This is a genomic window from Mesorhizobium sp. C395A (assembly GCF_030323205.1).
Taxonomy (GTDB): Bacteria; Pseudomonadota; Alphaproteobacteria; order Rhizobiales; family Rhizobiaceae; genus Mesorhizobium.
In genome coordinates this window covers 1,218,335-1,240,314 of record NZ_CP100473.1, presented here as the reverse complement: position 1 = coordinate 1,240,314, position 21,980 = coordinate 1,218,335, and the positions used below count along the sequence as shown (strand labels likewise).

The following is a 21,980-nucleotide window of genomic DNA, read 5'->3' as shown; positions in this document are numbered from 1 at the left end:
ATCAACGTGGCGGACCAGCTCAGGATCGTCCACTGCTTTCGCTCACCCGTCGGCGGGATCTTCCGGCATGTGCGCGACCTGACCGAGGCCCAGCTCGCCGCCGGACATGCTGTCGGCATCGTCTGCGATTCGACCACCGGCGGCCAATACGAGGAACGCCTGTTCGACCAGATGAAGGACAGCCTGGCGCTCGGTATCCATCGCACGCCGATGCAGCGCCATGTCGGACCGGGCGACCTCGCCTCCGCTTGGCGTACCTATCGAATCATCAAGGAATTGCGGCCGGACGTGTTGCACGGGCACGGCGCCAAAGGTGGCGCCTATGCCCGTCTGTTCGGCTCATTGTTGCGGGTATCAAGGTCTCGCGTAGCCCGCCTTTATTCGCCGCATGGCGGCTCCCTCCATTACGACGAAACGACGACCACCGGAAAGCTGTTCTTCGCGCTCGAGCGCTTCATGGCGCGCTTCACCGACTGCCTGCTGTTCGTCTCCGACTATGAGCGGCGCACCTATCGCAAGAAGGTCGGCGAACCGCCTATCCCGAACACGCTGGTCTATAACGGCCTGCGCGCCGCCGAGTTCGAACCGGTGGTCGCACAGCCCGACGCAGCCGACCTGCTCTACATCGGCATGATGCGCGACCTCAAAGGACCTGACATTTTCATCGACGCGCTGGTGCTGGCCGGGTCCCAGCTTGAGCGCCGCTTGACCGCGGTCATGGTCGGCGATGGCGACGACCTGCCGCGCTACCATGCGCAGGTGAAACGGCTGGGCCTCGAAAAACAGGTCCGCTTCTTGCCGCCTATGCCAGCCAGGGAGGCCTTTGCACTGGCCGACCTCGTGGTTGTGCCGTCGCGCGCGGAAGCCATGCCCTATATCGTGCTGGAGACGCTGGCCGCAGGCAGGCCGATGATCGCCACGGCCGTCGGCGGCATTCCCGAAATCTTCGGTGAGGGATCCCCTCCCCTGATCCGTCCCGATCCGCGCCAACTCGGCGACAAGGTGGGTGAAGCGCTGCGCGATCTCGACGCCTACCGGCGCGTCATGCCCGACACCGCCAGGCTCAGGGCGCGATTCGGCGCCGATGTGATGGCCGCCGAAATCGAAAAGGCCTATTTCGCCGCGCTCAACAGATAGACGACCGTCCAAAACCACAAGTTGTTCTCAAGGTTTTTTTAGCTCTCTTTCTGCTATCGTCATGGCGGAACCTTGTGGGAAACCCGATGAACGAGACCGACCCCACGCGCCGCTTTTCGGCCGATGCGGTGCGCAAATTCGGCAGTCCTGCCGAGAGCCCCACGCCCGGCGGCATGAACAGTGTTGCCCGCCAGGTCGCCTCGCAATACCGGCGCGATACGATGTCGCCGGTCATGGTCAGCGGCGTACTGCGCATCGTCGAATTCGGCTTGCTGTTCCTGTCGGGGCTCGCGCTCTACTTCCATTTTGTCGGCTTCTTCAACTATCTCGCCTGGCAATATCCGCTGACCATTGCCGCGGCGTCATTCGTGGCTGTGGTGCTGCTCGACGTCAGCGATTGCTACCAGATCTCCGCCTTGATGCGACCGATCTCCAATCTCGGTCGCGTGCTGATGGTCTGGGCCGGCACCTTCGCGCTGATGGCGCTGACGGCCTTCATCATGAAAATGTCGGAGGATTATTCGCGTCTGCTGTTCGGCACCTGGTTTGTCGTCGGCCTGCTTCTGCTGTTCGGCCTCAGGCTGGTGATGTCGAAGCTGATCCGGCGCTGGGCGCGCAACGGCCGCATGGAACGCCGCGCCGTCATCGTCGGCGGCGGCAAGGCGGCCGAGATGCTGATCCGCTCGGTCGAGAAGCAGCCAGACAACGACATCCGCATCTGCGGCATCTTCGATGACCGCGGCGACAAGCGCTCGCCTCCGATCGTGGCCGGCTATCCCAAGCTCGGCACCATTTCGGAGCTGATGGAATTCGCCCGCATCGCGCGCATCGACATGCTGATCGTGTCGCTGCCGCTGACTGCCGAAACGCGCGTGCTGCAACTGCTGAAGAAGCTCTGGGTGCTGCCGGTCGACATCCGGCTCTCGGCGCATTCGAACGCTTTGCAGTTTCGCCCGCGCGCCTATTCCTACATCGGCTCGGTGCCGATGCTCGACATCTTCGACAGGCCGATCAACGACTGGGATTCGGTCGCCAAGCGCGCCTTCGACATCGTCTTCTCGCTGATCGGCATCATCCTGTTTTCACCGGTGATGCTGGCGACTGCCATCGCCATCAAGCTCGACAGCAAGGGTCCGGTGCTGTTCAAGCAGAAGCGGCACGGCTTCAACAACGAGATCGTCGAAGTCTACAAATTCCGCTCCATGTATACCGATCGCTCGGACCCGACCGCCAAGCAGACGGTGACCAAGAACGATCCGCGCGTCACCCGCGTCGGCCGCTTCATCCGCAAGAGCTCGATCGACGAGCTGCCGCAGTTCTTCAACTCGCTGTTCGGCACTCTGTCGCTGGTCGGTCCGCGCCCGCATGCGATTGCCGCGCAGTCGCACAACCTTCTCTACAACGAGGTGGTCGACGGCTATTTCGCCCGCCACAAGGTCAAGCCCGGCGTCACCGGCTGGGCGCAGATCAATGGCTGGCGCGGCGAGATGGACACCAATGAGAAGATCCGCATGCGCACGGAATACGACCTCTATTACATCGAGAACTGGTCGATGCTGTTCGATCTGCGCATCCTGCTCATGACGCCGCTGCGGCTGCTCAATACGGAAAACGCCTATTGAGCGCGATTTCCCATGATTTGCCGCAGGCTGCGGTCAACACGTTGCCGCCCTCGGCGGTCAATGCCAAGCTGATCGCGCTGATATCGTCGGGCGCGGTGTTTTTCGGCGTCTTCCTGTCAGGCTTCGTCATCGACGAGCCGGCGCCTTACGATCTTTTCATGGTCGGGCTGATCGGGGCGTGGGGGCTGTTTGGCCTGCGCATATCGCGCGCGGCCGTGCCGCTGCTGGTGCTGCTGATCACGATGAACATCGGCGGCATGATTGCAATGACTCAGATGGCCGATCTCGCCAACACACCGCTCTATCTCGCCGTCTCGCTGTTTCTCGCGTTCACCGCGGTGTTCTTCTCGTCGGTGACGGCGATGCAGCCCGGCCTCTACCGGCTGATCTTCATCGCCTATGTCGTCTCCGCGGTGGTGACCTCGCTGCTCGGCATTGCCGGCTATTTCCACGCTTTCCCGGGCGCTGAAATCTTCACCAGATACGACCGCGCCCAGGGCGCCTTCCAGGATCCGAACGTGTTCGGACCATTCCTGGTGCTGCCCGGCATCTATCTGCTCTATCTCCTGTTGACCGGCTCGATCGCGCGCATGCCGCTTCTGGCGGTGCCGCTGCTGATCATCACCGCCGGCATTTTCTTCTCCTTCTCGCGCGGCGCCTGGGGCATGTTCGCCGTCTCGGCCATCCAGCTCACCGGCGCCCTGTTCCTGCAAAGCAACAGCGGCAAGTTCCGGCTGCGCGTCATCATCATGAGCATAGCCGCCGTCACCCTGCTGGTGGTCGCCATGATCGTCATCCTGCAGCTGCCCGGCGTCGGCGAGATGTTTTCCAGCCGCGCCCAGCTCGAACAGAGCTACGACACGGCGCGCCTTGGCCGCTTTGCCCGCTACACGATCGGCTTCGAGATGGCGCTCGAACATCCGCTCGGCATCGGCCCGCTGGTGTTCGGCACCGTTTTCGGCGAAGACACGCACGACATCTGGCTGAAGACGCTGATGGATTATGGCTGGCTCGGCTTCGTCTCGTTTCTGTCGCTGACGCTGTGGACGATCGCGGCCGGCTTCCGCATCCTTTTGCGCGACCGGCCGTGGCAGCCCTATCTGCTCTGCGCCTACGTCGCTTTCATCGGCAATATCGGGCTCGGCACCTTCATCGATATCGACCACTGGCGCCATGTCTATCTGCTGCTCGGCCTGATCTGGGGCGCGATCGCGCTGGAATACAGGCATCAGCGCGGGTTGCGGGCGGTGGCGCAACCGAGGTAGCCGAGTAATCCTAAAGGACAGGAACAGCCGCGCACGCCAATACCGGGGTTGTGCAGGCCCTCGCAGGCTTTGATCTGCTTGCTCCAACCCCTGGTCGAATTGAGCACGGTTGCCGGCGGCGCATTTATGTTGTGATGGTGGGAAAACGTCGCTAAACGCGACTGACAAAATTCCAATTGAGTTGGCGTGCTTGCCGGGCTGGATAATATTCCGGGTTGGTGGGCGCCACTAATCTGACGGGCGTGGTTATGCTGAGGGAAAGCTATTTCGAATTCATGCTGCGCTGGTACGCGTATCGCCGATGGCACAGGCCCCCGCGGCGTGTGCGGCAGGCCGAATACGACTTCCATCAGCTTATGAAAAAGCTTCCCGCCGATAGTCTGTTCATCGATCTCGGCGCCAATATTGGCGACGTCACGGGACATGTACTAGCCTATGGGATGCGGGTGATTGCTTTCGAGCCTGACCCTGTTGCTCGCCAGATTTTGACGAAAAGGTTTGGCAACAACGACCGGGTGACGATCATTCCGAAGGCTGTTGGTGGATCAGCGCGAGCGGCCACATTCCATCAGAGGCCGGACGTCAGCGATCTCCGCAGGACCGAATCGTCGTCCCTGATCCAGACACACGAACACACGAACGGGAAAAGCTTTGAAGTTGAGGTGGTTGACCTGGTGCAGTTCCTGGAAGGTCTCCATGAGCCGATCGCCATCGTCAAGATGGACATAGAAGGGGCCGAAGCGGAATGCATCGAAGCCATGCTGGACGCCAGCATTCACCGTTCGATTGGACAAATCCTGGTCGAGACACATGAACGGTTCTCGCCAGACCTGGCCGACCGGATCGGCAAGCTGCGGGGCCGGATCGCGCAGGAAGGCATCCGCAACATCAATCTGGATTGGAGCTAAGTATCGGCTCGGCCTTGAGCGTGCTAGCCGGAGGGCATCAACCAGCGAGGCAATAGACTTATCGAGGAAGATTGGCGGGAGGAACCGCGCTCGGCGGAGCGTCAAGTTCTATCTGGCTATGCCAGCTACCCGTTCGGGGTATTGCACGGCCAACATCGAATTGTCCGCATGGCTGGCAAAGATGGCGCTGACCTTTTCGGCGTCGAACCGCGCCCGTCGCTTGCGCTTCTCGTCGTTCAGCAAAATCCCGCTGATGGCGTCGAACTTGCGGCCGAGGTTTTTCAATATGCCTCTCTTGATCGGCCAGTTGCTGTTGAAACGGCCGGCCCAGGGCGTGCCTTTCGCCAGATCACGATAGATCGCCATGGCGCCGACCTCGACACCGACCGGCGGACGGTCCCAGGGCTTGCCCCAGGCGAAGTGGCGGGCGTAGCAGCGGCTGAAAGAAATCTGGCTGGTGTAGTTGGTCATCACGTTCCAGAACGGGTGCATCGTCTGCCACCTGCCCTCGAAAGCCACGTTCAATGCACCTTGATCCATCCCGTAAACCTGCTCGGAGGCCAACTGCCGGGTACGCTCCAGAAGCCCCTCCTGCCTGATCAGTGGCATGTTGAACACCAGCACGCCGGCATTGAACTTCGGCGCGCCTGGCTGCATCGGCAAATGCTGTCGATACTTTACGTCGAAATAGGTCTGCTCATCGTGTGCGGCCAGCAGCGGAGCGTTGAGCGGGACGTTGCAGAGGTCTTCTATCGATCTGTTGAAAAGCACATCGGCGTCGGAATAGGCGATGCGGTCATATGGTTCGAACTCCGGCAATTGATCGGCAAACAGCCTGATGTAGGTCGCAAGGGTTGGGTGCGTTCCGCGGTTGAAGTTTGTCGCTTCCATGAATTTCGTGACATCCAGGATGCGGATCTTCCCACCGAGCAGACGCTCTCCGATAGCTCGGTCTTCGTTGGAGATGACACCGGTGTGCAAAATAAAGCCGTCGAGGTGGTCCGACACATTCAGCACGCGGCGCGCCGCCAGGCTGGCATACGGGAAATACCTCTGGTCGGTGGCGAAAAAGAAACACGAATTTTGCGACATGCTACAACCTGTTGCCTGACCCACTCGCGGGAGCTCCGTTGCGGGTCTCAGGCGAAACCGCCGAGTACTTCCGGAAACTGCACAGCCATCGCCCCGGCGTCAGCATGCTCGGCATATATCTTATGCACCTTGCTGCCGTCGTACCGTGCGCGCCGCCGATACCGATCCTTGTTCGGCAACATCCCCATGATACCGTCGAACCTGCGGGCGTACCGCCTCATGACGCCCCGCTCGAAGGGAATACGCTGCCGGAAGGGCTCAAGCCATGGCGTATCCCTTGCCAGATCGCGCCAGACGGCAAGCGCCTCAGGCTCCACATCGACCTGGCTCCCCCATGGCTTGCCGCCGGCGAAATGCCGCGCATAGGCTTGGAAGAACCGAAACTCCTTCGTATCGTTGGACATCAAATTCCAGTTCGGGTGCATCGTCTGCCACTTGCCCTCGAAGACGATGTTCAGCGCGTTCTGATCGTTCATTTGCCCGGCAACGGCAACATCTCTGGCGCGGTGCAAAAGTCCCTGTTGACGCACCGGCGGCATGTTGAAGACGATGATGCCGGCGTTGAAATAAGGCGCCCCCGGCTGCATCGACAGTTTGTTCCGATAGCCCGGGCGGAAATACATGTAATCGTCGTGAGCGGCCAACAACGGAGCATGAAGTGTCTGGCCCACGAGGTCCGCGATATCTCGATTGAACAGAACATCGCAATCGACATGGGCGATGCGGTCATAGTCCGCGAACTGAGGCAGTTGGTCGGCGAAAAGCCGAACAAAAGTGCCGACATTGCTTGGCCGGAAAGTATGGCCAGCCTCCGCAAACAGCCCCGAAACGTCCATTATGCGAAGACGGTTCTTCAGCAGGCGTTCAGCAACACGCATATCGGCATCACGTGCGCCGACATGCAGGATGAAGCCTGGCGTTGCGTCTCCCGAAACATCCAGAATTCTGCGCGCCGCCAAGCATGCATACGGAAAATAATTGGCGTCGGCCGCCAGAAAAAAACAGGAACTTGCCACGCGCAATCCTTCGTATCGATACTGCGCGAGCCATATCGCCTTGGCGTTGCGGCGACAAGGCCGAATGCTGGCGACTTTCAGGCCCGGCGCGCCGTTTTAGCGCTTGCACCATACCCCTTGAAAATATATGGCTTTGCGCGGTCCGGAGTGTAGCGCAGCCCGGTAGCGCACTTGACTGGGGGTCAAGGGGTCGTCGGTTCGAATCCGGCCACTCCGACCATTTTTAGACAGGACTTGCCCCCAAAGGTCCTGCTCTCAAATCACCAACATTCATCCTTGGCAGACGTCGACCCATTCGGCGCCGACAATCTGTGCCATGCGCTGCGGGCTGAGCCTTACAGCGGCGTTGGTGGCGCCGGCCGCGGGCACGACTTCATCGAAGGCGCGCAGCGAGACGTCGCAATAGACCGGCAGCGGCGCCGGCAGGCCGAATGGGCAGACGCCGCCGACGGGATGGCTGGTAATCGCGACAACCTCGTCGGCGTCAAGCATGCGCGGCTTGCCGCCGAAACGGTCCTTGAACTTGCGGTTGTCGAGCCTCGACATGCCGCCGGCCACGATCAGCATCGTCTCACCGCCGACGCGCAGGCAGATGGTCTTGGCGATCTGCGCCGGCTCCACGCCATGCGCCTCAGCCGCCAGCGCCACCGTCGCGGAACTCGCTTCGGTGACGAGCACTTCGACATCGGGCGCATGGGCAGCCAGGAAGGCGCGCACGGATTCAAGGCTCATCTCGGCATTGTCCCATTCGAAAACGGTTAGCGTTCACACTGGATAGCTTCACGCTCGGTCGGCGGCAACCTCCCCGCCCCTCGACGGCTGCAGCGGTACCAGGCCGGGCGGGTCGCGCCGCATGTCAGCAACACAAGGCGCATCCCCCGTGCGGGAGATGTGTTCGGGCTGCTGCATTGGTAGGTCGCAATGGATCAGGGCCGGCGCTGATGCTGTGCTCCCACGACCAACCGGAGAGATCATCATGCTCAAGCTCGCCTCGGCTCTGGCGCTGCTGCTTATCGGGACGGCACCGCTGCTTGCCGACGACATGCCGATGAACGTGGACGCCATCAAATGGGGCCCTGCTCCTGCTGTGCTGCCCGCCGGCGCGGACATGGCTGTCATCGCCGGGGACCCCTCGAAGGACGGCATCTACGTGCTGCGGTTGAAGCTGCCGGCCGGCTACAGGATTGCCGCGCACAACCATCCCACCTCGGAATATGTGACGGTGATTTCCGGCAATTTTCATATCGGCATGGGCGACAAGCTCGACGAGACCAAGGGCATCGAACTGACCGCCGGCGGCTTCGGCGTAGCCCCACAGGGAATGAACCATTACGCCTGGACGACAAGCGCTACGATCGTCCAGGTTCATGGCGAGGGGCCGTTCGCGATCACCTACGTCAACCCGGCGGACGATCCGAGCAAGAAGTGACATTCGCCGTTGGGCGAATGCAACAAGCCCGCCAGGGCAAACCATGGCGGGCTTGTTGAACGACGCTTGGCCGTTGTTTATGAAACGGACCGGTTTTCCACAGGCGCCGTGGGCGCCGGGGCATCGATCAGGGCCGTTTCCGGCAATTGCAATGCTGCGGCGATCCGGCGAAGTTTCGTCGGATCGGTGTCCTTGCCGCTCTCTATGTCGGCAATCTCGCTGGTCGACAGACCGCAGGTCAGGGAAAGCTCTTCAATACTGTATCCCTTTGTCTCCCGGATGGCTTTGAGGCCGGGGTGCTCGAGCGCAACGTCGGCCGCCAGCCTGGAGAAGGGTTCGTGTTTTGCAGTTTGGGGCATTGGCAACTCCATGGGGCTAAAGAGTTTTGGATCAAATGATAGGGTGTTGCCTGAGAGCCGGGACAATGCCCGCTTGACGGCGATTTGCCAAGGCCCAAACCGACCGTCACAGCATCGTGAACCGGCGTCAAAACCGCAGGCGCCAGGGCACATATAGGATCTCCGCCCCGATCTCCCAATCAAGTTCTTTTGAAGGGCCGCAGGCCGAAGTGTTCAGCGGTTTTGCGCCGCTCGCGCGTTAGCCTGATGTTGCTGGCAGCCGCATCGGGCCAGCTTTTCCCAAGAGGATCAGATCCATGACATTCAAGACATCAGCCATCGTGCTCGCCACGATTTCAGGCCTCGCTGGCGCGAGCATGGTCGCGGCGCAAGCCGCCGAGGCCGTGCGCATTCGCGGCACGGTGACCGCCTTTGCCGGAGCGACGCTGACGGTGAAGACCCGCGAAGGCGCTACCGACGCCATCGCGCTGGCTGAAGGGTGGAAGATTTCCGGCGTCGCCAAGGCGGATGCCGGGGATATCAAGCAAGGCGATTTCCTCGGCATTGCCTCTGTTTCGAAGGCCGATGGCGGCAGCGGCGCGCTCGAGGTGGTGATCTTCCCGGCCGCGCTGAAGGGCGCCGGCGAAGGCGACCGCCCGTGGGATCTCGAGCCCAACAGCCGGATGACCAACGGCACGGTCGCCGATGTCACCGAGATTGCAGGTCGCACGGTGACGCTGACCTACGACAATGGCCAGAAAAAGCAGATCGCGATCCCGCAGACGACGCCGGTGGTGACCTTCGCGCCGGCGACGCCCGCCGACCTCAAGCCTGGCGCTGTGGTGTTCGTCAACGCCGAGCGCGGCAGTGACGGCAAGCTGACCGCGGGCCGGGTCGTTGTCGGCACAAACGGCGTCATTCCGCCGATGTAAGTTGCCGACGAAGCCGCCAGACACAATCCAGAAACAAAATTCTACAGTCCGGAAAAACTGTCGAAAAGTTCGGAGGCGATAGTCATGACTGCGGGGTTCACCGGCACCGATCTTGCTCGGTGACGGCCAAATTCAGCCCGCGCAGAAAAGGAAACGAAGTCATGAAGAAGTCCCTCCTGTCGGCTCTCGGGCTGGCTTTTGCCCTGGCTGTCTCTCTGCCGCTCATCGGCGCCAGCAGCGCCGACGCAGCACCGCTGCACAAGAAGCATCACCACCATCATCATCATCACAACAAGCATCACCGCCATCACCATCACCATCACCACCACCACCACCACCACAAGAAGGTGGAGGCCAAGAAGGCCTGACACGGCCGACTTGCCCAACGGGAAGGCTGGCCCTGGAGTCCTCGCCAAGGCCGCCTTCCCGTTGGTTTTTGCCAGGCGACACGTGGAAAAGCTGAAGGCAGGATTCGATGGCGCCCATGCGTCAGAATGCGAGCAAACACAGGTTGCCAGCTGCAGGACACCACGGGTCTCTCAATGCCGTCGGAACCCGCTAGGACGGCGCCGCGAACGCGAGCACTATTGCGATCAAAATCAAAAGCGGTCCCATCCATTTGAAATGCTTCGCGACCTGCAGCCACCATGGCTGCTGACCTTGTTGGGCCTGAAAAGGACTTTGGAGCAGCCCAAAACCAACGCCTGTCATCCACAGCCCAGCGCAGAACATGATGAACTCGTCGATGTAATTTGCGACCACGCCCGTCTCCTCCGCCGGTACCTTTGGACTGGCGTTATAGTCGCAGCCGGGAGTGGCAGAAAGCGCGGTGCCAAGTGGCGGCAATGACTGCTGCCGCCACCTGACAAGAGCCGGGCGCGGACTCGGTCTTGGCTGGCCATTTGGGCACGCCACGGTGTGACCTTCGCATGGGATGCCGCGCCGCTACGTCAGCGGCCTTCACGCGAAATGCATGATCGATGCCCGCCCGGCCCCGCCAGGCGCCGTCAGTTGGCGAAGGCTAAAAATCGACGTCGCAAAAAAATGCGAAGAAAATTCGAACCACGCATGAACCTTTGCTTTGGAGGCCGCACTAACCCGGCATGGACGCCGATAAGGCGATCCCAACACAGAAGGACGCCATGGTGGCGATCCTCGATCCAGAGAAGGAAATGCTCAAATGACCAACTTCAAGCGCATCACGCTCGCCGCGGCTTTCGTCGTCTCGGCCTTCGGTTCGGCTTCCGTTCCGACCTCGGCTTTCGCCAACGGCACGCATCCCACGGGCGACGGCGGCGCGGTTTGCAAGGGCTCCGGTCATTGCCTGGTGCTCTCGATCGAGTGCAAAGGCACCTATACCGACGCCACGGACAAGAATGGCACTGTCTATGGCAAGTGCAGCCAGACCGCGCAGGTTTCGCCGCAGGCCAAGATCAAGCTCGCCAAGTAATCGGCCGCAGATCAGGGAAATGGCGGCCGTCCGCGGGACGGCCGCCATTTTCTTTTTGTTTTCGTGAATTGTTTTAGCGCCGGCTGAGCAACAGGCTGGCGAGAAGGCCGACCACGACCAACCCAACAGCAGCGGCTGTTGCCGGACGATCGCGCGCCGTCTTTTCGATCGCCCTGCCCTGCTTCCTGATCGCCGGCAGCGCATCGCTGACAAGGTCGGCAAGCTGCCCATAATAGTCCGAAGCGGCATCGCGCCCGTCCTCGTAGTAAGCACCGCCGCGTTTGGCCACGACTTTGCGCAACGCGGCGAGCTCTTTGGAAAGGGTCGCGACCTGCTTTTCGAGATCGAGATCGGAGAGGGTCGAAAGCGATACCATGATTGTTTTCCTTCTTTTTGAGAGAAGGCCAAACGCATGGCCGCAGAACCGGTTCCGGTCTGCTTGCCCGAGGCAGCGGAAAGGTTAGCGCACCTGGTCGAGCAGACGCTTGCACTCCAGGAGGTCAAACAGCGCCTCCTGCAGCAAGGCCCGGTTGTCGCGCGATAGTTTCGACGCGCCGGGCTGGACCGGACCTTCCTCCTCGGTCTTGCCCAGGCCGAAAAAGCGGCGGCTGGGTTTTACCTTGGGCTGGCCGACCAGCATCTCGTCATCCATGCCGCGAGGCTGGGCGGCCGGAGTCAGCGGCACCTGATCGGCCTGCCTGCGCTGCGAGATCGCTTCGACGGCAGCCATGTCGCCATTGCCGATCGCGACCAGGAAATGGTTGCCGTTCTCGCGCAGCAGTTTCTGCACGCCCTTGATCGTGTAACCTTGGTCGTAGAGCATGTGGCGGATGCCCTTGATCAGTTCGACATCCTGCGGCCGGTAGTAGCGGCGGCCGCCGCCGCGCTTCATCGGCTTGATCTGGTTGAAACGGGTTTCCCAGAAGCGCAGCACGTGCTGCGGCAGATCCAGATCCTCCGCGACCTCGCTGATGGTGCGGAAAGCGTCGGGGCTCTTGTCCATGGGCGAAATCCTCACGCTGGACGACGATCCGGCCCAGTCTGCCGAATCGGGTATCATTTCAGCGGTTTATGAAACAATATTCAAGCCCGGCGTCAAAACGGCCCGGCGTTTTCAACCGAAGCCTGCGGCAGAACCTATTTGCCGCCCTTGGCCTTGCTGTTCTGGTGCGAGCGCAGGATACGGCTTTTCAGCACGTTCGACGACTTGAAGGTCATCACCCGGCGCGGCAGGATCGGCACTTCCTCGCCGGTCTTGGGGTTGCGGCCGATGCGTTCGTTCTTGGAACGGACGTGGAAGGTGGCGAAGGACGACAGCTTCACCGTCTCGCCGCGTACGATGGCTTCACAGATTTCGTCCAGCACCGCTTCGACGAGTTCTGCCGATTCAGTGCGTGACAAGCCGACCTTACGGTAAACAGCTTCGGCAAGGTCGGCGCGCGTAAGTGTCTTTCCCCCCATGCGACCGTCCCATCAGTTCAAAAAACATAAATCGATACAGGTAAAGGCAGAGCCTAAGTAATTGATCCGGCAAGGTCAAGGACCGAAACCGGACCGTTCGGCACTTACCAGCGAACGAGAACCGCGCCCCAGGTGAAGCCGCCGCCCATCGCTTCCAGGAGCACGAGATCACCCTTCTTGATGCGACCGTCGGCGACGGCCACCGAAAGCGCCAGCGGCACGGAAGCAGCCGAGGTGTTACCGTGCAAATCGACGGTGACCACCACCTTTTGCTCAGCAATCCCGAGCTTCTTGGCCGAAGCGTCAATAATGCGTTTATTGGCCTGATGCGGCACGAACCAGTCGAGGTCGTCGGCGGTTATGCCGGCCTGCGAAAACGTCGCCTCGATGACGTCGGTGATCATGCCGACGGCGTGCTTGAACACTTCGCGGCCTTCCATCCTGAGATGGCCGACCGTGCCGGTGGTCGAGGGACCGCCATCGACGAAAAGCTTGTCCTTGTGGGCGCCGTCGGAGCGCAGACTCATCGCCAGCACGCCACGGTCGGCAATGCCGCCGGTGCCCTCATCCGCTTCCAGCACCAGCGCGCCGGCGCCGTCGCCGAACAAGACGCAGGTCGAGCGGTCGCTCCAGTCGAGGATGCGCGAAAAGGTCTCCGCGCCGATCACCAGCACGCGCTTAGCGAGGCCGCCTCTGATGTAGAGGTCGGCGGTGGTCACCGCATAGACGAAGCCCGAGCACACCGCCTGCAGGTCGAAGGCAAAGCCGTGATGCATGCCGAGCCGGTTCTGGATCTCGACGGCGGTCGCCGGAAAGGTGTTGTTGGGCGTCGAGGTCGCCAGCACGATCAGGTCGATGTCGGCAGGCGTAAGACCAGCATTGTCGAGCGCTGCGCGCGCCGCCGCCTCGCCCAGCGACGCCGTCGTCTCGTCATCGGCGGCGATATGACGCTGGCGGATGCCGGTGCGCTGGGCGATCCACTCGTCCGAGGTCTCGACCATGCCTTCGAAATCGGCATTCTTCATGATGCGGCGGGGCAGCGCAGCACCGGTGCCGCGCACGACTGATCTGATCAAAGCTCTTTCCTATTCCTTTTCGTCGACGGTGGCGTCGGATTTCCTGCTTGCCTGGGCATGCGGGTTGCGCGCATGGAACAGGTCGAGATCGGCCTCGATGCGGTCGATCAGATTGTTGCGCACCATATCGTAGCCAAGCTCGATCGCTGCCGCGAAACCGTCCGAATCGGCGCCGCCATGGCTCTTTACCACGATGCCGTTCAGACCCAGGAAAACGCCGCCATTGGAGCGGCCCGGATCGAGCTTTTCGCGCAGGCGGTCAAAAGCGCCCTTGGCGAAGACATAGCCGATCCTGGCCATCAGCGTGCGGTTCATCGCGGCGCGCAGATAGCCTGAGATCTGGCGCACAGTGCCTTCTGCCGTCTTGAGCGCGATGTTGCCGGCAAAGCCCTCGGTGACGACCACGTCGACCGTGCCCTTGCCGATGTCGTCACCCTCGACGAAGCCATGATAATTCATCGAGGCCATGTTGGCCTCGCGCAGCATGCGCCCGGCTTCCTTGACCTCTTCCTGACCCTTGATCTCCTCGACGCCGACATTGAGCAGGCCGACTTTCGGCCGGTCGATGCCGAACACCGAGCGCGCCATGCCGGTGCCGAGAATGGCAAAGTCGATCAGCTGGTGCGCATCGGCGCCGATGGTGGCGCCGACATCCAGCACCACGCTCTCGCCGCGCATCGTGGGCCAGATCGCCGCGATCGCCGGACGGTCGATGGTCGCCATCGTGCGCAGGCAGAATTTCGACATCGCCATCAGCGCGCCGGTATTGCCGGCCGAAATGCAGGCCTGCGCGCTGCCACTCTTGACTGCTTCGACAGCCTTCCACATCGACGACTTCCAGCGGCCGTGGCGCAGCGCCTGGCTCGGCTTGTCGTCCATCCTGACCGCGACTTCGCAATGGTGGAACTCGCTGACCTCGGCCAGTTTGGGGAATTTGGCGAGTTCGGGGCGCACCAATTCCTCGCGCCCATATATGACGAAGCGGATGTCGGGACGCCTGACGGCGACCGTCATGAGTGCCGGGATGACCACGTTTGGCCCGTGATCGCCACCCATGGCATCGATGGAAATCCTGATCACGCGGTCTTTATCTCACTAGCTTGGGCCAGGGCACATGGCCCGCGAAAGAAATACTAAACTCGCGAAATTCGGGGGCTCGCGAAGGTTCGGCGAAAATAGCGGTTTTGGGCTGCCGCACAACCGGCTTTTCTCCGATCGCTTCGTGTTTTAGGATTTTCCAAGCAAGGATCGCAGCTTTTGCTGGAATTCATTCTCGACGGGCTCGTCCGGGCCGGCGGCATCGAGAGAGGCGCCTGCCTTGCGCGGATAGGGATCGATCGCCAGCCCGAAGAACTGTTCGGCGAGCGCGCCGACGTCGATCGTGTCGCCGGAGAAAGTTTCCGGGCTGTCCGGCCCTTCGGCGTCGAGCAGGATCTCGCCACCGCCTTCGAAACCTTGCCATCCGAGTTTGGATTGTTCGGGCAGGAACAGCGCCTCGACCTCTTCGTCGATATGGGCCGCGACCGGCTCAAGGGTGACGATGCAGGCCTGGGTGATATCAGCCTCGACGCGGCCGCTGACCTTGACGCCATTGCGCTTCCACGGCGCCACCAAAAGCTCAGCACGGTAGTTTTCGACCGAAAGCAGCTCGTGCTCGCGCGCAAGCATTGCGCGCTGCGCGGCGTCGGCGTCGATCACCACCTGCAAACCTTTGTGCGGCAGGCGGCCGACATTGGCCGCAAATGAGACCGGGCTAGGCGTGTCCACATGTTTCATCTTGGTCTCCCCTCCTCACTCCGCTTTCGCGACGGGAAACGCCACGGCACCGGAAACGATCGATTCAGACGGCTGTGCTTCAAGCTGCCTTGCGGCATCGATTACATAGGACGCCAGCGGCAAGGCTTGCGGCCAGGCGCCGGCATCGGGTCTGACATTGCGCGCCAGGGCGGCGGCAAGCGCGTCGCGGTCGCTGCGTTCCAGCGCGTCGTCATAGGCGGCGGTACGGCCGTAGAACATTTTGGCCAGCCTCTTCATGCGCTTGGGCACGCCGACATCGCCAATGCCCAGTTCCCGCAGCGAATGCTCGACATCGAGAAAGAACTCGTCGATCAGCACCTGCGCGACCTCATGCGCGACGCCCTCTTCGCCGCGGAGCCGGTGCTGAAACAGGAACATATGCAGCGACAGCATCTCGAAACGGCCGAGCGGCGTATCCGGCACATTCCAGTGGGAATAAAACACGGTCTGCCGCGCCGCCGCCACGATTTGTGCGTAAAGCGCCTCGGTGATAGCGCGGTTGGCGTTGCGTTCGCGGCCAAAAAGGCGCTGGAACATTGAGGGTGGTCTCCTGGGGACCGATTGTTTGAATGGGCCTTGTTGCATCGGCAAGCAAGCTGGTTTACCGGTTTTGCCGCCCAGCGCAAGTTGCGGCCAGCTAATGGAGTTGTTGTTGCGCGCGCTGAAATTCAAGTCGACTTTTCTGCCTGGGGCCACCGCCGCGGTTTCGCTGGTGCTGGTGGCTTCCGCGCTGTCGGGCTGCAATTCGTCCAAGATGTTCGGCGACCTTAACCCTAGCGAGACGCTGACGCAGGGCTATGTTATCGACCAGCAGGCGGTCGATTCAGTGCCGGTGGGCTCCAGCCGCGAACAGGTGCTTCTGGCGCTCGGCACGCCATCGACGAAAGCCACCTTCGACAATGAGGCGTTCTATTACATTTCGCAGACGCGCAAGCGCTATGTCGCTTTCGACAAGCCGCGCCTGGTCGACCAGAAAGTGCTCGCGGTGTATTTTGGCGAGGACGGGCGCGTCACCCAGATTGCCAATTACGGTCTGAAGGACGGCAAGATTTTCGACTTCATCTCGCGCACCACGCCGACCGGCGGCAAGGACCAGAACTTCCTCAGCCAGATCATCAAAGGCGCCAGCAAACTGGCGCCCCCCATTCCTGGCGGCGGCGCCTAAGAAGCGACCGCCTTCCTTAGATTTTGCTTCCCCCGAAGCGACACCATCTCAGGCGACCAAAAGCCCGCGGGAGCGATCCTGCGGGCTTTTGTTTTGAGGTCATGCGGCCGCAACACCCGTCGCGCTTTGCCGCGCGTGGCCTGTTCGGCCGCCGGGCTCCAGCGAGGCGCGGTGCACAGCCGCACTCTGCCGCGCTTCCGAAGGCGTCATGCCAAAATGCCGGCGGAAGGCGTGGTTGAAGGTCGAGAGATCGCCGAAGCCGGCGTCGAAGGCGATGGCGCCGATGGTGCGGTGTGCCAGGCGCAGGTCGGATAGCTTGCTGCAAACCAGCGCCAGCCGCCGGCCGAGCACGAACTGCGACAGCGAGGTACCCTCACCCTCGAACAGCTTTCTGATATAGCGCGCGCTGACGCGGTGGCGCCCGGCCAGCGCGTCGGACCCGACATCGCCGGAAGCCAGATTGCTTTCGATATCGGCTTTGATGGCGCGCAGCCGCGCGGCGCGTATGCCGCGGCCTGCGGCGACCTCAGTGGCGTCCTGCGTTGCCCCGACCACGACCGCGACAAGGTCCTGTATGTGCTTGGCGGCAAGCCAGCGCAATTCGGACGCGGCCAGGTTCGGCTCCTGCATCAGCAGACGGACATAGCTGGTCAGCAGCAAGAACTTTTCGCCCACGCATGACATCGGCGTCATCAGGGCGGCATCCGCATTCGCAGCCATGGGCCCGAGCGCTGCCTTGGGGATGGTGATGAAGAGATGATGCGACATCGCCCGCTCGATCACATGCGGATCAGAGGAGGACAGAAGGATTGCCTGGCCGGCCTCGATGCTGGCCTCGCGGCCGAGATGCGAGAAGGTGGCAGCGCCCTCCAGACACATGAAGAAAATGTAGTCATCGGTCCCCTTGGCCATGGCGCTGGAACGGATGGTGCGGAAGGCGGTGGTCCTCGAATCGGCAATGCCGACGCCCGGCAGCCGCAGGATGGTCGCGTCGACGGAGAGCTTTTCCTCCGTGACGTTAAAATCCATGTCGGTCACCATCCGGCGCAACAGGTCGCAATAGACGTTTCGCCATTCCGCTCGCGGCCACATGGCGGTCGAAAAGCGCGCATACGCAAACTCGGGGGGTCGAATAGTCATGGGGTACTCCCAAGCGATTGTCTTCATTTCACTGTCGTTCGTAGTCGAGGCTCGTTCCATGAACGGCCTCTCATCCGACGGCGGCAATCGGGGGGCACTGGATGGCTACAATGATTTGCGCACTTGGACAAAAGACTATTTACGAAGCTATGGATGAGCTTTGTTCATTCATGCTAAGGAACCCAGGGGCAGGATCGGGTACCGGCAAATGACAAGACGGCTTCCACAACTGGAATCCATTCGTGCTTTCGAGGTCATTGCCCGGCTGGGCAGCTTCAAGCGCGCCGGCGATGAGCTGAATGTTACGCCAAGCGCGCTCAGCCACCGCATCGCCGATCTCGAAGCCGATCTCGGCGTGCTTCTGTTCACCCGCCATGTCCGCCGCGTCGAACTAACGCTTGAAGGCGAACGATTGTCCGCGGGCGTGCGACGCGCATTGCTGGAAATCCAGAGCACGGTCGCGAGTGTCGCGCGCAACGAGCGCACGAGGCTGAGGGTCACTGCCATTCCTTCGCATGCCGTACGCTGGCTGGCCCCGCGCCTGCACAGGTTTCGCAAAAAGCATCCCGAAACAGAGATCGACATCAATGCGGATCTTGCAGTCGTCGACCTTTCGCAGCGAACAGTCGACATCGCATTGCGTTTCGGCGGCGGACACTATCCGGCCGTCGAGACCGAATGGCTGATGGCAGATGCGATCTTTCCTGTCGTCAGTCCCGACTATCTCGCCGCCAACGGCCCGGTCAGAGACCAGCACGATGTGCTGCGACTGTTCCGCATCCTCGACACGACGGCCGAAAATGACGAGAGCGGCGCCAATTGGCGCCACTGGTTCGAGAGAAACAATCTGCCGCTGGATACGGTTGGCGACGGCATGAATCTGAATGGCACCTTGTTGGCGGTCGAAGCGGCGGCGAGCGGTCTGGGCGTCGCTATCGCGAGGAAGTCGCTGGTCGAGAGCGATTTGCGGACCGGCAGGCTCGTCCGCCTCCTGACGACGGACATACCGACGAACTGGAACCACTACGTCGTCGTCCACCCGTCCATCTCCGCCTGGGAGCCTGCCAGATCGTTCATCAACTGGCTGAAGGCGGAAGCCGGCGACAACACCGGCGCCGGTTGACCTCGGCGGCCGTCCAGGAGCTCTCATCGGAAGGCGTCGGGGCTCACGGACTCATCGTATCGGCCAGTTGCTCATCCTTGCGGCCCGACTGGTTCGCCGCCTTGGCGGCAAGCGCTGCCGCCATCCGGCTCTCCAGCTCGCGCAGCTTGGCGTCGAGTGTCGCCATGCCACCCCAGGCGAATGTCGCGCGGTATAGCGGTGCGATCTCGGGCGTCAGGAATTCGACCAGGGTTTCGTCCTCGACCCAGACCTTGAGCACCTTGAACAGGCGGGCATCGATCAGCTCGCTATGCCAGCCCATGCGGGCGGCAATGCCCTGGATGGTTTCGGTCGAATTGGGCGTGCTGAGCAGCACATGCGAGCCGGAGCGCAGGCGCATGTTCGGGTCGAAGCCGATGCCGAGCGGCGCTTGCTGGTCCAGAACCGTGCCGCACGGCAGGATTTCGATCAGCGAGCCGAAATCGTCGCCGAGGCAGACAAACCATGCGCCCTCAGGAAATGGCGGCGACGGCGCACGAACCGCGGTGGCGACAAGCATTTCGGCAAGGACGCTGGCGACGGCCTGCGGATCGCGGGCGTTGAATGAAGCGTGATGCAGCATGGCAATACTCCTGTTTTCAACGGCGGCGGCCGGCAGAAGTGCCGACCCATGCCGCGGCGTTCCGTAAAAACTGAATCACCGGCTGAGCGTCAGGATGACCGCGGCAAACAGGCAGGCGTATTCGGCCAGTCCAAGCACAAGGCGCAAATTGTGGTTGGCCGCCCAGCTGTCGCGCGTCTGCGCCCAATCATCGGGGATGGTCACCGGCGTCCAGCTCTGCACCTGTTTGTTGAGCGGCACCTGACGGCTGACGGTGAAGCCAATGTCGATCACCACCAGCGCCGCGGCGACGATGGTCAGGATGCGCGGCAGGCCGGCATCGACCGCAAACATCGCCATCGCCGCGATCAGCACCAGCGTCGTCAGCCTGACGGACGGCATCACCCGGGTAAACGTCCGGTCGCGCATCTGATGCATGGCCATGTACTGGCCGGCGGTAAGATCACTGATGCGAAAATCGTGGATTACGCCTGAGACGTAGATGCCGGCAATAATTCCAGCCAGCGCAAGCGAAGCCGCCATCAAGAAAATGTCCATGTCTTTTCCCTGCCCGAATGTCGTTTCCCTGGCCAAAATCGCCGCAGAGGCGAGCCCGACACCGCGCCTATTGCAATGTCCTGGCCAATGGCCGGGGTATTAAAGCAGGCGGACGGTCCGGGCTTGGGCAGAACGGAACGATGTTTTGGGCAATGCGGCCCTCCGATTGCGTCGGAAACATCAAGTGCCGTGGGGTCGAAACCTATCAGCAAACCTTGACGCGTACTTGCCAGCGACCGGTCAAATTCGTATCAGACCGTGCTGGCCAATGGCGCATCACGCTGAATTGGGGGAGCATCCGTGCAGGACAAAAACCGGACAAAACCGACAGGCTGGATGGCGACCGGAACGGCTGACGGCCAGGTGGTCACGCCTGACTGGATGCCCATCGAGCCGGTGGCGATCGATGGCGTGAGGGTCAAGGAGATAAGGCCGGTCGCAACCTCCACCGGCTATCTGACCGAGATTTTTCGCAAGGAGTGGGAGCTCGATTCCGAACCGGTCGGCCAGATCTTCCAACGCACCTTGTATCCCGGCGCGGTGACAGGCTGGCATGCCCATGCGGTGACCACCGACCGGCTATTCTGCTGCGTCGGCAGCGTCCGCATTTCGCTGTTTGACGGACGCAAGGCCTCGCCGACCTTCGGCGCCGTCTGGCACAAGATTATCGGCCCGTTGCGCCCGGCGGTCGTCATCATTCCCCCCGGAATATGGCACGGTGTTGTTTCGCTCGGAGCGGAGACGGCGGTGCTGCTCAACCTCGTCGACAAGGCCTATGCCTACGATCAGCCCGACCATTGGCGCCTGCCGCCAGACACCGACCACATTCCCTACAGACTGGTGTAGCGTGGAAGCATCGGCGCAGCGCGATCAGGCCGGCGGCGAAACGCTGGTTTCGATCGTGATCGCGACGCACAACCGGCCGGCAGCACTGCGGCAGGCATTGACCAGCGTCATGCGCCAGACGTTGCAAGACTGGGAAGCCTTGGTCATCGGCGACGATTGCAGGCCGGATACGGCGGCCGTTGCCGCCGAATTTGACGATACCCGCATCGTCTACATCGATCTTCCCGTCAATTTCGGCGAACAGTCCGGTCCCAACAATATCGGCTTTGCCAGGGCGCGTGGCCGCTTCGTCGCCTTGCTCAACCACGACGATCTGTGGTTTCCCGACCATTTGGCGGCGATGACCGGCTGGATCGACGCCTCGGGCGCCGACGTGGTGCTGGCGCGCGGCGCCGTCATCCAGCCGCCGTCGGCGGCCGGCAATCCTGTCAATTCGATCTTCGGGATCGGCAAGGATGGTTTTTACGACCCCGTCACGACGGAAGGATTTGGCTCGGCACACATGTTTCGCCGCGCTTCGTTCAGCCTGCTCGGACCTTGGCGACCCGCCAGCCAGTGCTTTTGCGAAAGCTCGCAGGACTGGCTGTTTCGGGCATGGCGAAAGGGCGCGGTGATCGCGACGATGCCGCACCTCACGGTGATCAAGTTGCATTCCGGCATACGCAAGGGTTCCTATCTCGGCGACAATGCGCAGGAACAGAAGGATCTTCTGGATGCCATGCAGACGCCGGACGCCTTGCGCGTGAAAATCCTTGGCTGCGCGGGCGAACCCATTCGCCTGGCGGCATCGAGTTATCTCAGGCGCAGGCTGATGGCGGCTCTTGGCATCCATCCCCGCGCCCGCGCCTTCCGCCGCAAGTATAAGCGAGGCGCCTTCCTTGCCAAGCTGCGGCGCCTGCGTGGCCTGGCGCCGATGCCTGAGCGCGAACCTGGCGTGAGCGAATTGCTGGATCGCTACAGCAAGCGCGGCGATGTGGGGACCGAGCCGGATGAGGGTTGACTGCCACCAGCGTAAATCTCAAACAAAAACCCGCGGGATCGCTCC

27 protein-coding genes and 1 tRNA gene are annotated in these 21,980 nt (G+C 61.8%); 13 read left to right on the top strand and 15 right to left on the bottom strand.

The window, feature by feature from the left end; translation table 11 throughout:
- The first annotated feature begins 6 nt into the window (after nucleotides 1-6).
- From NLY37_RS06100 to NLY37_RS06085, 4 genes are all read left to right on the top strand, one after another.
- A complete protein-coding gene (locus tag NLY37_RS06100; RefSeq protein ID WP_023742836.1) occupies nucleotides 7-1,137 on the top strand; it encodes a glycosyltransferase in 1,131 nt (376 codons plus the stop codon).
- An 86-nt stretch (nucleotides 1,138-1,223) separates the two neighbouring features.
- A complete protein-coding gene (locus NLY37_RS06095; protein ID WP_023708658.1) occupies nucleotides 1,224-2,759 on the top strand; it encodes an undecaprenyl-phosphate glucose phosphotransferase in 1,536 nt (511 codons plus the stop codon).
- Nucleotides 2,756-4,024 carry an O-antigen ligase family protein gene (locus NLY37_RS06090; protein WP_023742837.1) on the top strand — a complete coding sequence of 423 codons (1,269 nt, stop codon included), beginning with the start codon at nucleotides 2,756-2,758 and terminating at the stop codon, nucleotides 4,022-4,024. Before NLY37_RS06095 ends, NLY37_RS06090 begins: the two co-directional genes overlap by 4 nt.
- 218 nt (nucleotides 4,025-4,242) lie before the next feature.
- Entirely contained in the window at nucleotides 4,243-4,932 is a 690-nt protein-coding gene (locus tag NLY37_RS06085) for an FkbM family methyltransferase (RefSeq protein WP_245271000.1), read from the top strand.
- A gap of 108 nt (nucleotides 4,933-5,040) precedes the next feature.
- On the opposite strand, the gene NLY37_RS06080 is transcribed toward NLY37_RS06085, so the two are convergent.
- Entirely contained in the window at nucleotides 5,041-6,024 is a 984-nt protein-coding gene (locus NLY37_RS06080) for a glycosyltransferase family 8 protein (RefSeq protein ID WP_023742839.1), read from the bottom strand.
- Nucleotides 6,025-6,071: 47 nt separating this feature from the next.
- Entirely contained in the window at nucleotides 6,072-7,040 is a 969-nt protein-coding gene (locus NLY37_RS06075) for a glycosyltransferase family 8 protein (RefSeq protein WP_023742840.1), read from the bottom strand.
- Between the two features lie 143 nt (nucleotides 7,041-7,183).
- Between NLY37_RS06075 and NLY37_RS06070 the strand changes: the two genes are divergently transcribed.
- Nucleotides 7,184-7,260 (top strand) — tRNA-Pro (locus NLY37_RS06070).
- A gap of 50 nt (nucleotides 7,261-7,310) precedes the next feature.
- Here NLY37_RS06070 and NLY37_RS06065 read toward each other — a convergent pair.
- A complete protein-coding gene (locus NLY37_RS06065) occupies nucleotides 7,311-7,772 on the bottom strand; it encodes a YbaK/EbsC family protein (protein ID WP_023689490.1) in 462 nt (153 codons plus the stop codon).
- Nucleotides 7,773-8,016: 244 nt separating this feature from the next.
- Here NLY37_RS06065 and NLY37_RS06060 point away from each other — a divergent pair, with 244 nt between their 5' ends.
- Nucleotides 8,017-8,469, top strand: a complete 453-nt coding sequence (locus tag NLY37_RS06060; protein ID WP_023742841.1) for a cupin domain-containing protein — start codon at nucleotides 8,017-8,019, stop codon at nucleotides 8,467-8,469.
- 77 nt (nucleotides 8,470-8,546) lie between these two features.
- On the opposite strand, the gene NLY37_RS06055 is transcribed toward NLY37_RS06060, so the two are convergent.
- The gene (locus NLY37_RS06055; RefSeq protein WP_023689492.1) at nucleotides 8,547-8,828 is read right to left on the bottom strand and encodes a helix-turn-helix domain-containing protein; all 282 of its coding nucleotides are present in this window, start codon (nucleotides 8,826-8,828) and stop codon (nucleotides 8,547-8,549) included.
- A 296-nt stretch (nucleotides 8,829-9,124) separates the two neighbouring features.
- On the opposite strand from NLY37_RS06055, the gene NLY37_RS06050 reads away from it, so the two are divergent.
- Nucleotides 9,125-9,739 carry a hypothetical protein gene (locus tag NLY37_RS06050; protein ID WP_023669379.1) on the top strand — a complete coding sequence of 205 codons (615 nt, stop codon included), beginning with the start codon at nucleotides 9,125-9,127 and terminating at the stop codon, nucleotides 9,737-9,739.
- Between the two features lie 161 nt (nucleotides 9,740-9,900).
- A complete protein-coding gene (locus tag NLY37_RS06045; RefSeq protein ID WP_084559020.1) occupies nucleotides 9,901-10,107 on the top strand; it encodes a hypothetical protein in 207 nt (68 codons plus the stop codon).
- 190 nt (nucleotides 10,108-10,297) lie between these two features.
- Here NLY37_RS06045 and NLY37_RS06040 read toward each other — a convergent pair whose 3' ends face one another.
- Nucleotides 10,298-10,501 (bottom strand): hypothetical protein, encoded by a 204-nt coding sequence (locus tag NLY37_RS06040; protein ID WP_023697438.1) that lies wholly within the window; start codon nucleotides 10,499-10,501, stop codon nucleotides 10,298-10,300.
- A gap of 418 nt (nucleotides 10,502-10,919) precedes the next feature.
- Between NLY37_RS06040 and NLY37_RS06035 the strand changes: the two genes are divergently transcribed.
- Nucleotides 10,920-11,189: a hypothetical protein gene (locus NLY37_RS06035; RefSeq protein ID WP_023715401.1), complete on the top strand. Its 270-nt coding sequence runs from the start codon at nucleotides 10,920-10,922 to the stop codon at nucleotides 11,187-11,189.
- A gap of 73 nt (nucleotides 11,190-11,262) precedes the next feature.
- Here the strand turns inward: NLY37_RS06035 and NLY37_RS06030 are convergent, their stop codons facing one another.
- The 7 genes from NLY37_RS06030 to NLY37_RS06000 all read right to left on the bottom strand — a co-directional run bounded on the left by NLY37_RS06030 (nucleotide 11,263) and on the right by NLY37_RS06000 (nucleotide 16,060).
- A complete protein-coding gene (locus tag NLY37_RS06030; protein WP_023669375.1) occupies nucleotides 11,263-11,565 on the bottom strand; it encodes a hypothetical protein in 303 nt (100 codons plus the stop codon).
- 84 nt (nucleotides 11,566-11,649) lie between these two features.
- Complete coding sequence (locus tag NLY37_RS06025; RefSeq protein ID WP_023669374.1) at nucleotides 11,650-12,192, bottom strand: MerR family transcriptional regulator; 543 nt, start codon at nucleotides 12,190-12,192, stop codon at nucleotides 11,650-11,652.
- Nucleotides 12,193-12,326: 134 nt separating this feature from the next.
- Nucleotides 12,327-12,650 (bottom strand): integration host factor subunit alpha, encoded by a 324-nt coding sequence (locus NLY37_RS06020; RefSeq protein ID WP_006201891.1) that lies wholly within the window; start codon nucleotides 12,648-12,650, stop codon nucleotides 12,327-12,329.
- Nucleotides 12,651-12,754: 104 nt separating this feature from the next.
- On the bottom strand, nucleotides 12,755-13,726 hold the full coding sequence (locus NLY37_RS06015) for a beta-ketoacyl-ACP synthase III (protein ID WP_023689495.1): 972 nt from the start codon (nucleotides 13,724-13,726) through the stop codon (nucleotides 12,755-12,757).
- 9 nt (nucleotides 13,727-13,735) lie between these two features.
- Nucleotides 13,736-14,806, bottom strand: a complete 1,071-nt coding sequence (gene plsX / locus NLY37_RS06010; RefSeq protein WP_023700539.1) for a phosphate acyltransferase PlsX — start codon at nucleotides 14,804-14,806, stop codon at nucleotides 13,736-13,738.
- 147 nt (nucleotides 14,807-14,953) lie between these two features.
- Nucleotides 14,954-15,502 (bottom strand): YceD family protein, encoded by a 549-nt coding sequence (locus NLY37_RS06005; protein ID WP_023742843.1) that lies wholly within the window; start codon nucleotides 15,500-15,502, stop codon nucleotides 14,954-14,956.
- Nucleotides 15,503-15,517: 15 nt separating this feature from the next.
- Nucleotides 15,518-16,060, bottom strand: a complete 543-nt coding sequence (locus NLY37_RS06000; protein ID WP_023742844.1) for a ubiquinol-cytochrome C chaperone family protein — start codon at nucleotides 16,058-16,060, stop codon at nucleotides 15,518-15,520.
- Between the two features lie 115 nt (nucleotides 16,061-16,175).
- Here NLY37_RS06000 and NLY37_RS05995 point away from each other — a divergent pair, with 115 nt between their 5' ends.
- On the top strand, nucleotides 16,176-16,688 hold the full coding sequence (locus tag NLY37_RS05995; RefSeq protein WP_023669368.1) for an outer membrane protein assembly factor BamE: 513 nt from the start codon (nucleotides 16,176-16,178) through the stop codon (nucleotides 16,686-16,688).
- Between the two features lie 99 nt (nucleotides 16,689-16,787).
- Here NLY37_RS05995 and NLY37_RS05990 read toward each other — a convergent pair whose 3' ends face one another.
- A complete protein-coding gene (locus NLY37_RS05990; protein WP_198024959.1) occupies nucleotides 16,788-17,828 on the bottom strand; it encodes a helix-turn-helix domain-containing protein in 1,041 nt (346 codons plus the stop codon).
- Nucleotides 17,829-18,036: 208 nt separating this feature from the next.
- Here NLY37_RS05990 and NLY37_RS05985 point away from each other — a divergent pair, with 208 nt between their 5' ends.
- Nucleotides 18,037-18,951 (top strand): LysR substrate-binding domain-containing protein, encoded by a 915-nt coding sequence (locus NLY37_RS05985; protein WP_023700544.1) that lies wholly within the window; start codon nucleotides 18,037-18,039, stop codon nucleotides 18,949-18,951.
- Nucleotides 18,952-18,994: 43 nt separating this feature from the next.
- Here NLY37_RS05985 and NLY37_RS05980 read toward each other — a convergent pair whose 3' ends face one another.
- Nucleotides 18,995-19,552, bottom strand: a complete 558-nt coding sequence (locus tag NLY37_RS05980; RefSeq protein WP_023742846.1) for a hypothetical protein — start codon at nucleotides 19,550-19,552, stop codon at nucleotides 18,995-18,997.
- 75 nt (nucleotides 19,553-19,627) lie between these two features.
- The gene (locus NLY37_RS05975; RefSeq protein WP_023742847.1) at nucleotides 19,628-20,089 is read right to left on the bottom strand and encodes an anthrone oxygenase family protein; all 462 of its coding nucleotides are present in this window, start codon (nucleotides 20,087-20,089) and stop codon (nucleotides 19,628-19,630) included.
- Nucleotides 20,090-20,389: 300 nt separating this feature from the next.
- Between NLY37_RS05975 and NLY37_RS05970 the strand changes: the two genes are divergently transcribed.
- Both NLY37_RS05970 and NLY37_RS05965 read left to right on the top strand, forming a co-directional pair.
- Nucleotides 20,390-20,935: a dTDP-4-dehydrorhamnose 3,5-epimerase family protein gene (locus NLY37_RS05970; protein ID WP_245270997.1), complete on the top strand. Its 546-nt coding sequence runs from the start codon at nucleotides 20,390-20,392 to the stop codon at nucleotides 20,933-20,935.
- Nucleotide 20,936: 1 nt separating this feature from the next.
- Nucleotides 20,937-21,935, top strand: a complete 999-nt coding sequence (locus NLY37_RS05965) for a glycosyltransferase family 2 protein (RefSeq protein WP_050588460.1) — start codon at nucleotides 20,937-20,939, stop codon at nucleotides 21,933-21,935.
- Nucleotides 21,936-21,980 lie beyond the last annotated feature (45 nt).

Excerpts from the sequence above, each read along its gene's own strand:
- NLY37_RS06095 (WP_023708658.1), top strand. The coding sequence starts at position 1,224 with ATGAACGAGACCGACCCCACGCGCCGCTTTTCGGCCGATGCGGTGCGC.
- NLY37_RS06080 (WP_023742839.1), bottom strand. The coding sequence starts at position 6,024 with ATGTCGCAAAATTCGTGTTTCTTTTTCGCCACCGACCAGAGGTATTTC.
- NLY37_RS06065 (WP_023689490.1), bottom strand. The coding sequence starts at position 7,772 with ATGAGCCTTGAATCCGTGCGCGCCTTCCTGGCTGCCCATGCGCCCGAT.
- NLY37_RS06060 (WP_023742841.1), top strand. The coding sequence starts at position 8,017 with ATGCTCAAGCTCGCCTCGGCTCTGGCGCTGCTGCTTATCGGGACGGCA.
- NLY37_RS06055 (WP_023689492.1), bottom strand. The coding sequence starts at position 8,828 with ATGCCCCAAACTGCAAAACACGAACCCTTCTCCAGGCTGGCGGCCGAC.
- NLY37_RS06050 (WP_023669379.1), top strand. The coding sequence starts at position 9,125 with ATGACATTCAAGACATCAGCCATCGTGCTCGCCACGATTTCAGGCCTC.
- NLY37_RS06045 (WP_084559020.1), top strand. The coding sequence starts at position 9,901 with ATGAAGAAGTCCCTCCTGTCGGCTCTCGGGCTGGCTTTTGCCCTGGCT.
- NLY37_RS06035 (WP_023715401.1), top strand. The coding sequence starts at position 10,920 with ATGACCAACTTCAAGCGCATCACGCTCGCCGCGGCTTTCGTCGTCTCG.
- NLY37_RS06030 (WP_023669375.1), bottom strand. The coding sequence starts at position 11,565 with ATGGTATCGCTTTCGACCCTCTCCGATCTCGATCTCGAAAAGCAGGTC.
- NLY37_RS06025 (WP_023669374.1), bottom strand. The coding sequence starts at position 12,192 with ATGGACAAGAGCCCCGACGCTTTCCGCACCATCAGCGAGGTCGCGGAG.
- NLY37_RS06020 (WP_006201891.1), bottom strand. The coding sequence starts at position 12,650 with ATGGGGGGAAAGACACTTACGCGCGCCGACCTTGCCGAAGCTGTTTAC.
- NLY37_RS06005 (WP_023742843.1), bottom strand. The coding sequence starts at position 15,502 with ATGAAACATGTGGACACGCCTAGCCCGGTCTCATTTGCGGCCAATGTC.
- NLY37_RS06000 (WP_023742844.1), bottom strand. The coding sequence starts at position 16,060 with ATGTTCCAGCGCCTTTTTGGCCGCGAACGCAACGCCAACCGCGCTATC.
- NLY37_RS05990 (WP_198024959.1), bottom strand. The coding sequence starts at position 17,828 with ATGACTATTCGACCCCCCGAGTTTGCGTATGCGCGCTTTTCGACCGCC.
- NLY37_RS05985 (WP_023700544.1), top strand. The coding sequence starts at position 18,037 with ATGACAAGACGGCTTCCACAACTGGAATCCATTCGTGCTTTCGAGGTC.
- NLY37_RS05980 (WP_023742846.1), bottom strand. The coding sequence starts at position 19,552 with ATGCTGCATCACGCTTCATTCAACGCCCGCGATCCGCAGGCCGTCGCC.
- NLY37_RS05975 (WP_023742847.1), bottom strand. The coding sequence starts at position 20,089 with ATGGACATTTTCTTGATGGCGGCTTCGCTTGCGCTGGCTGGAATTATT.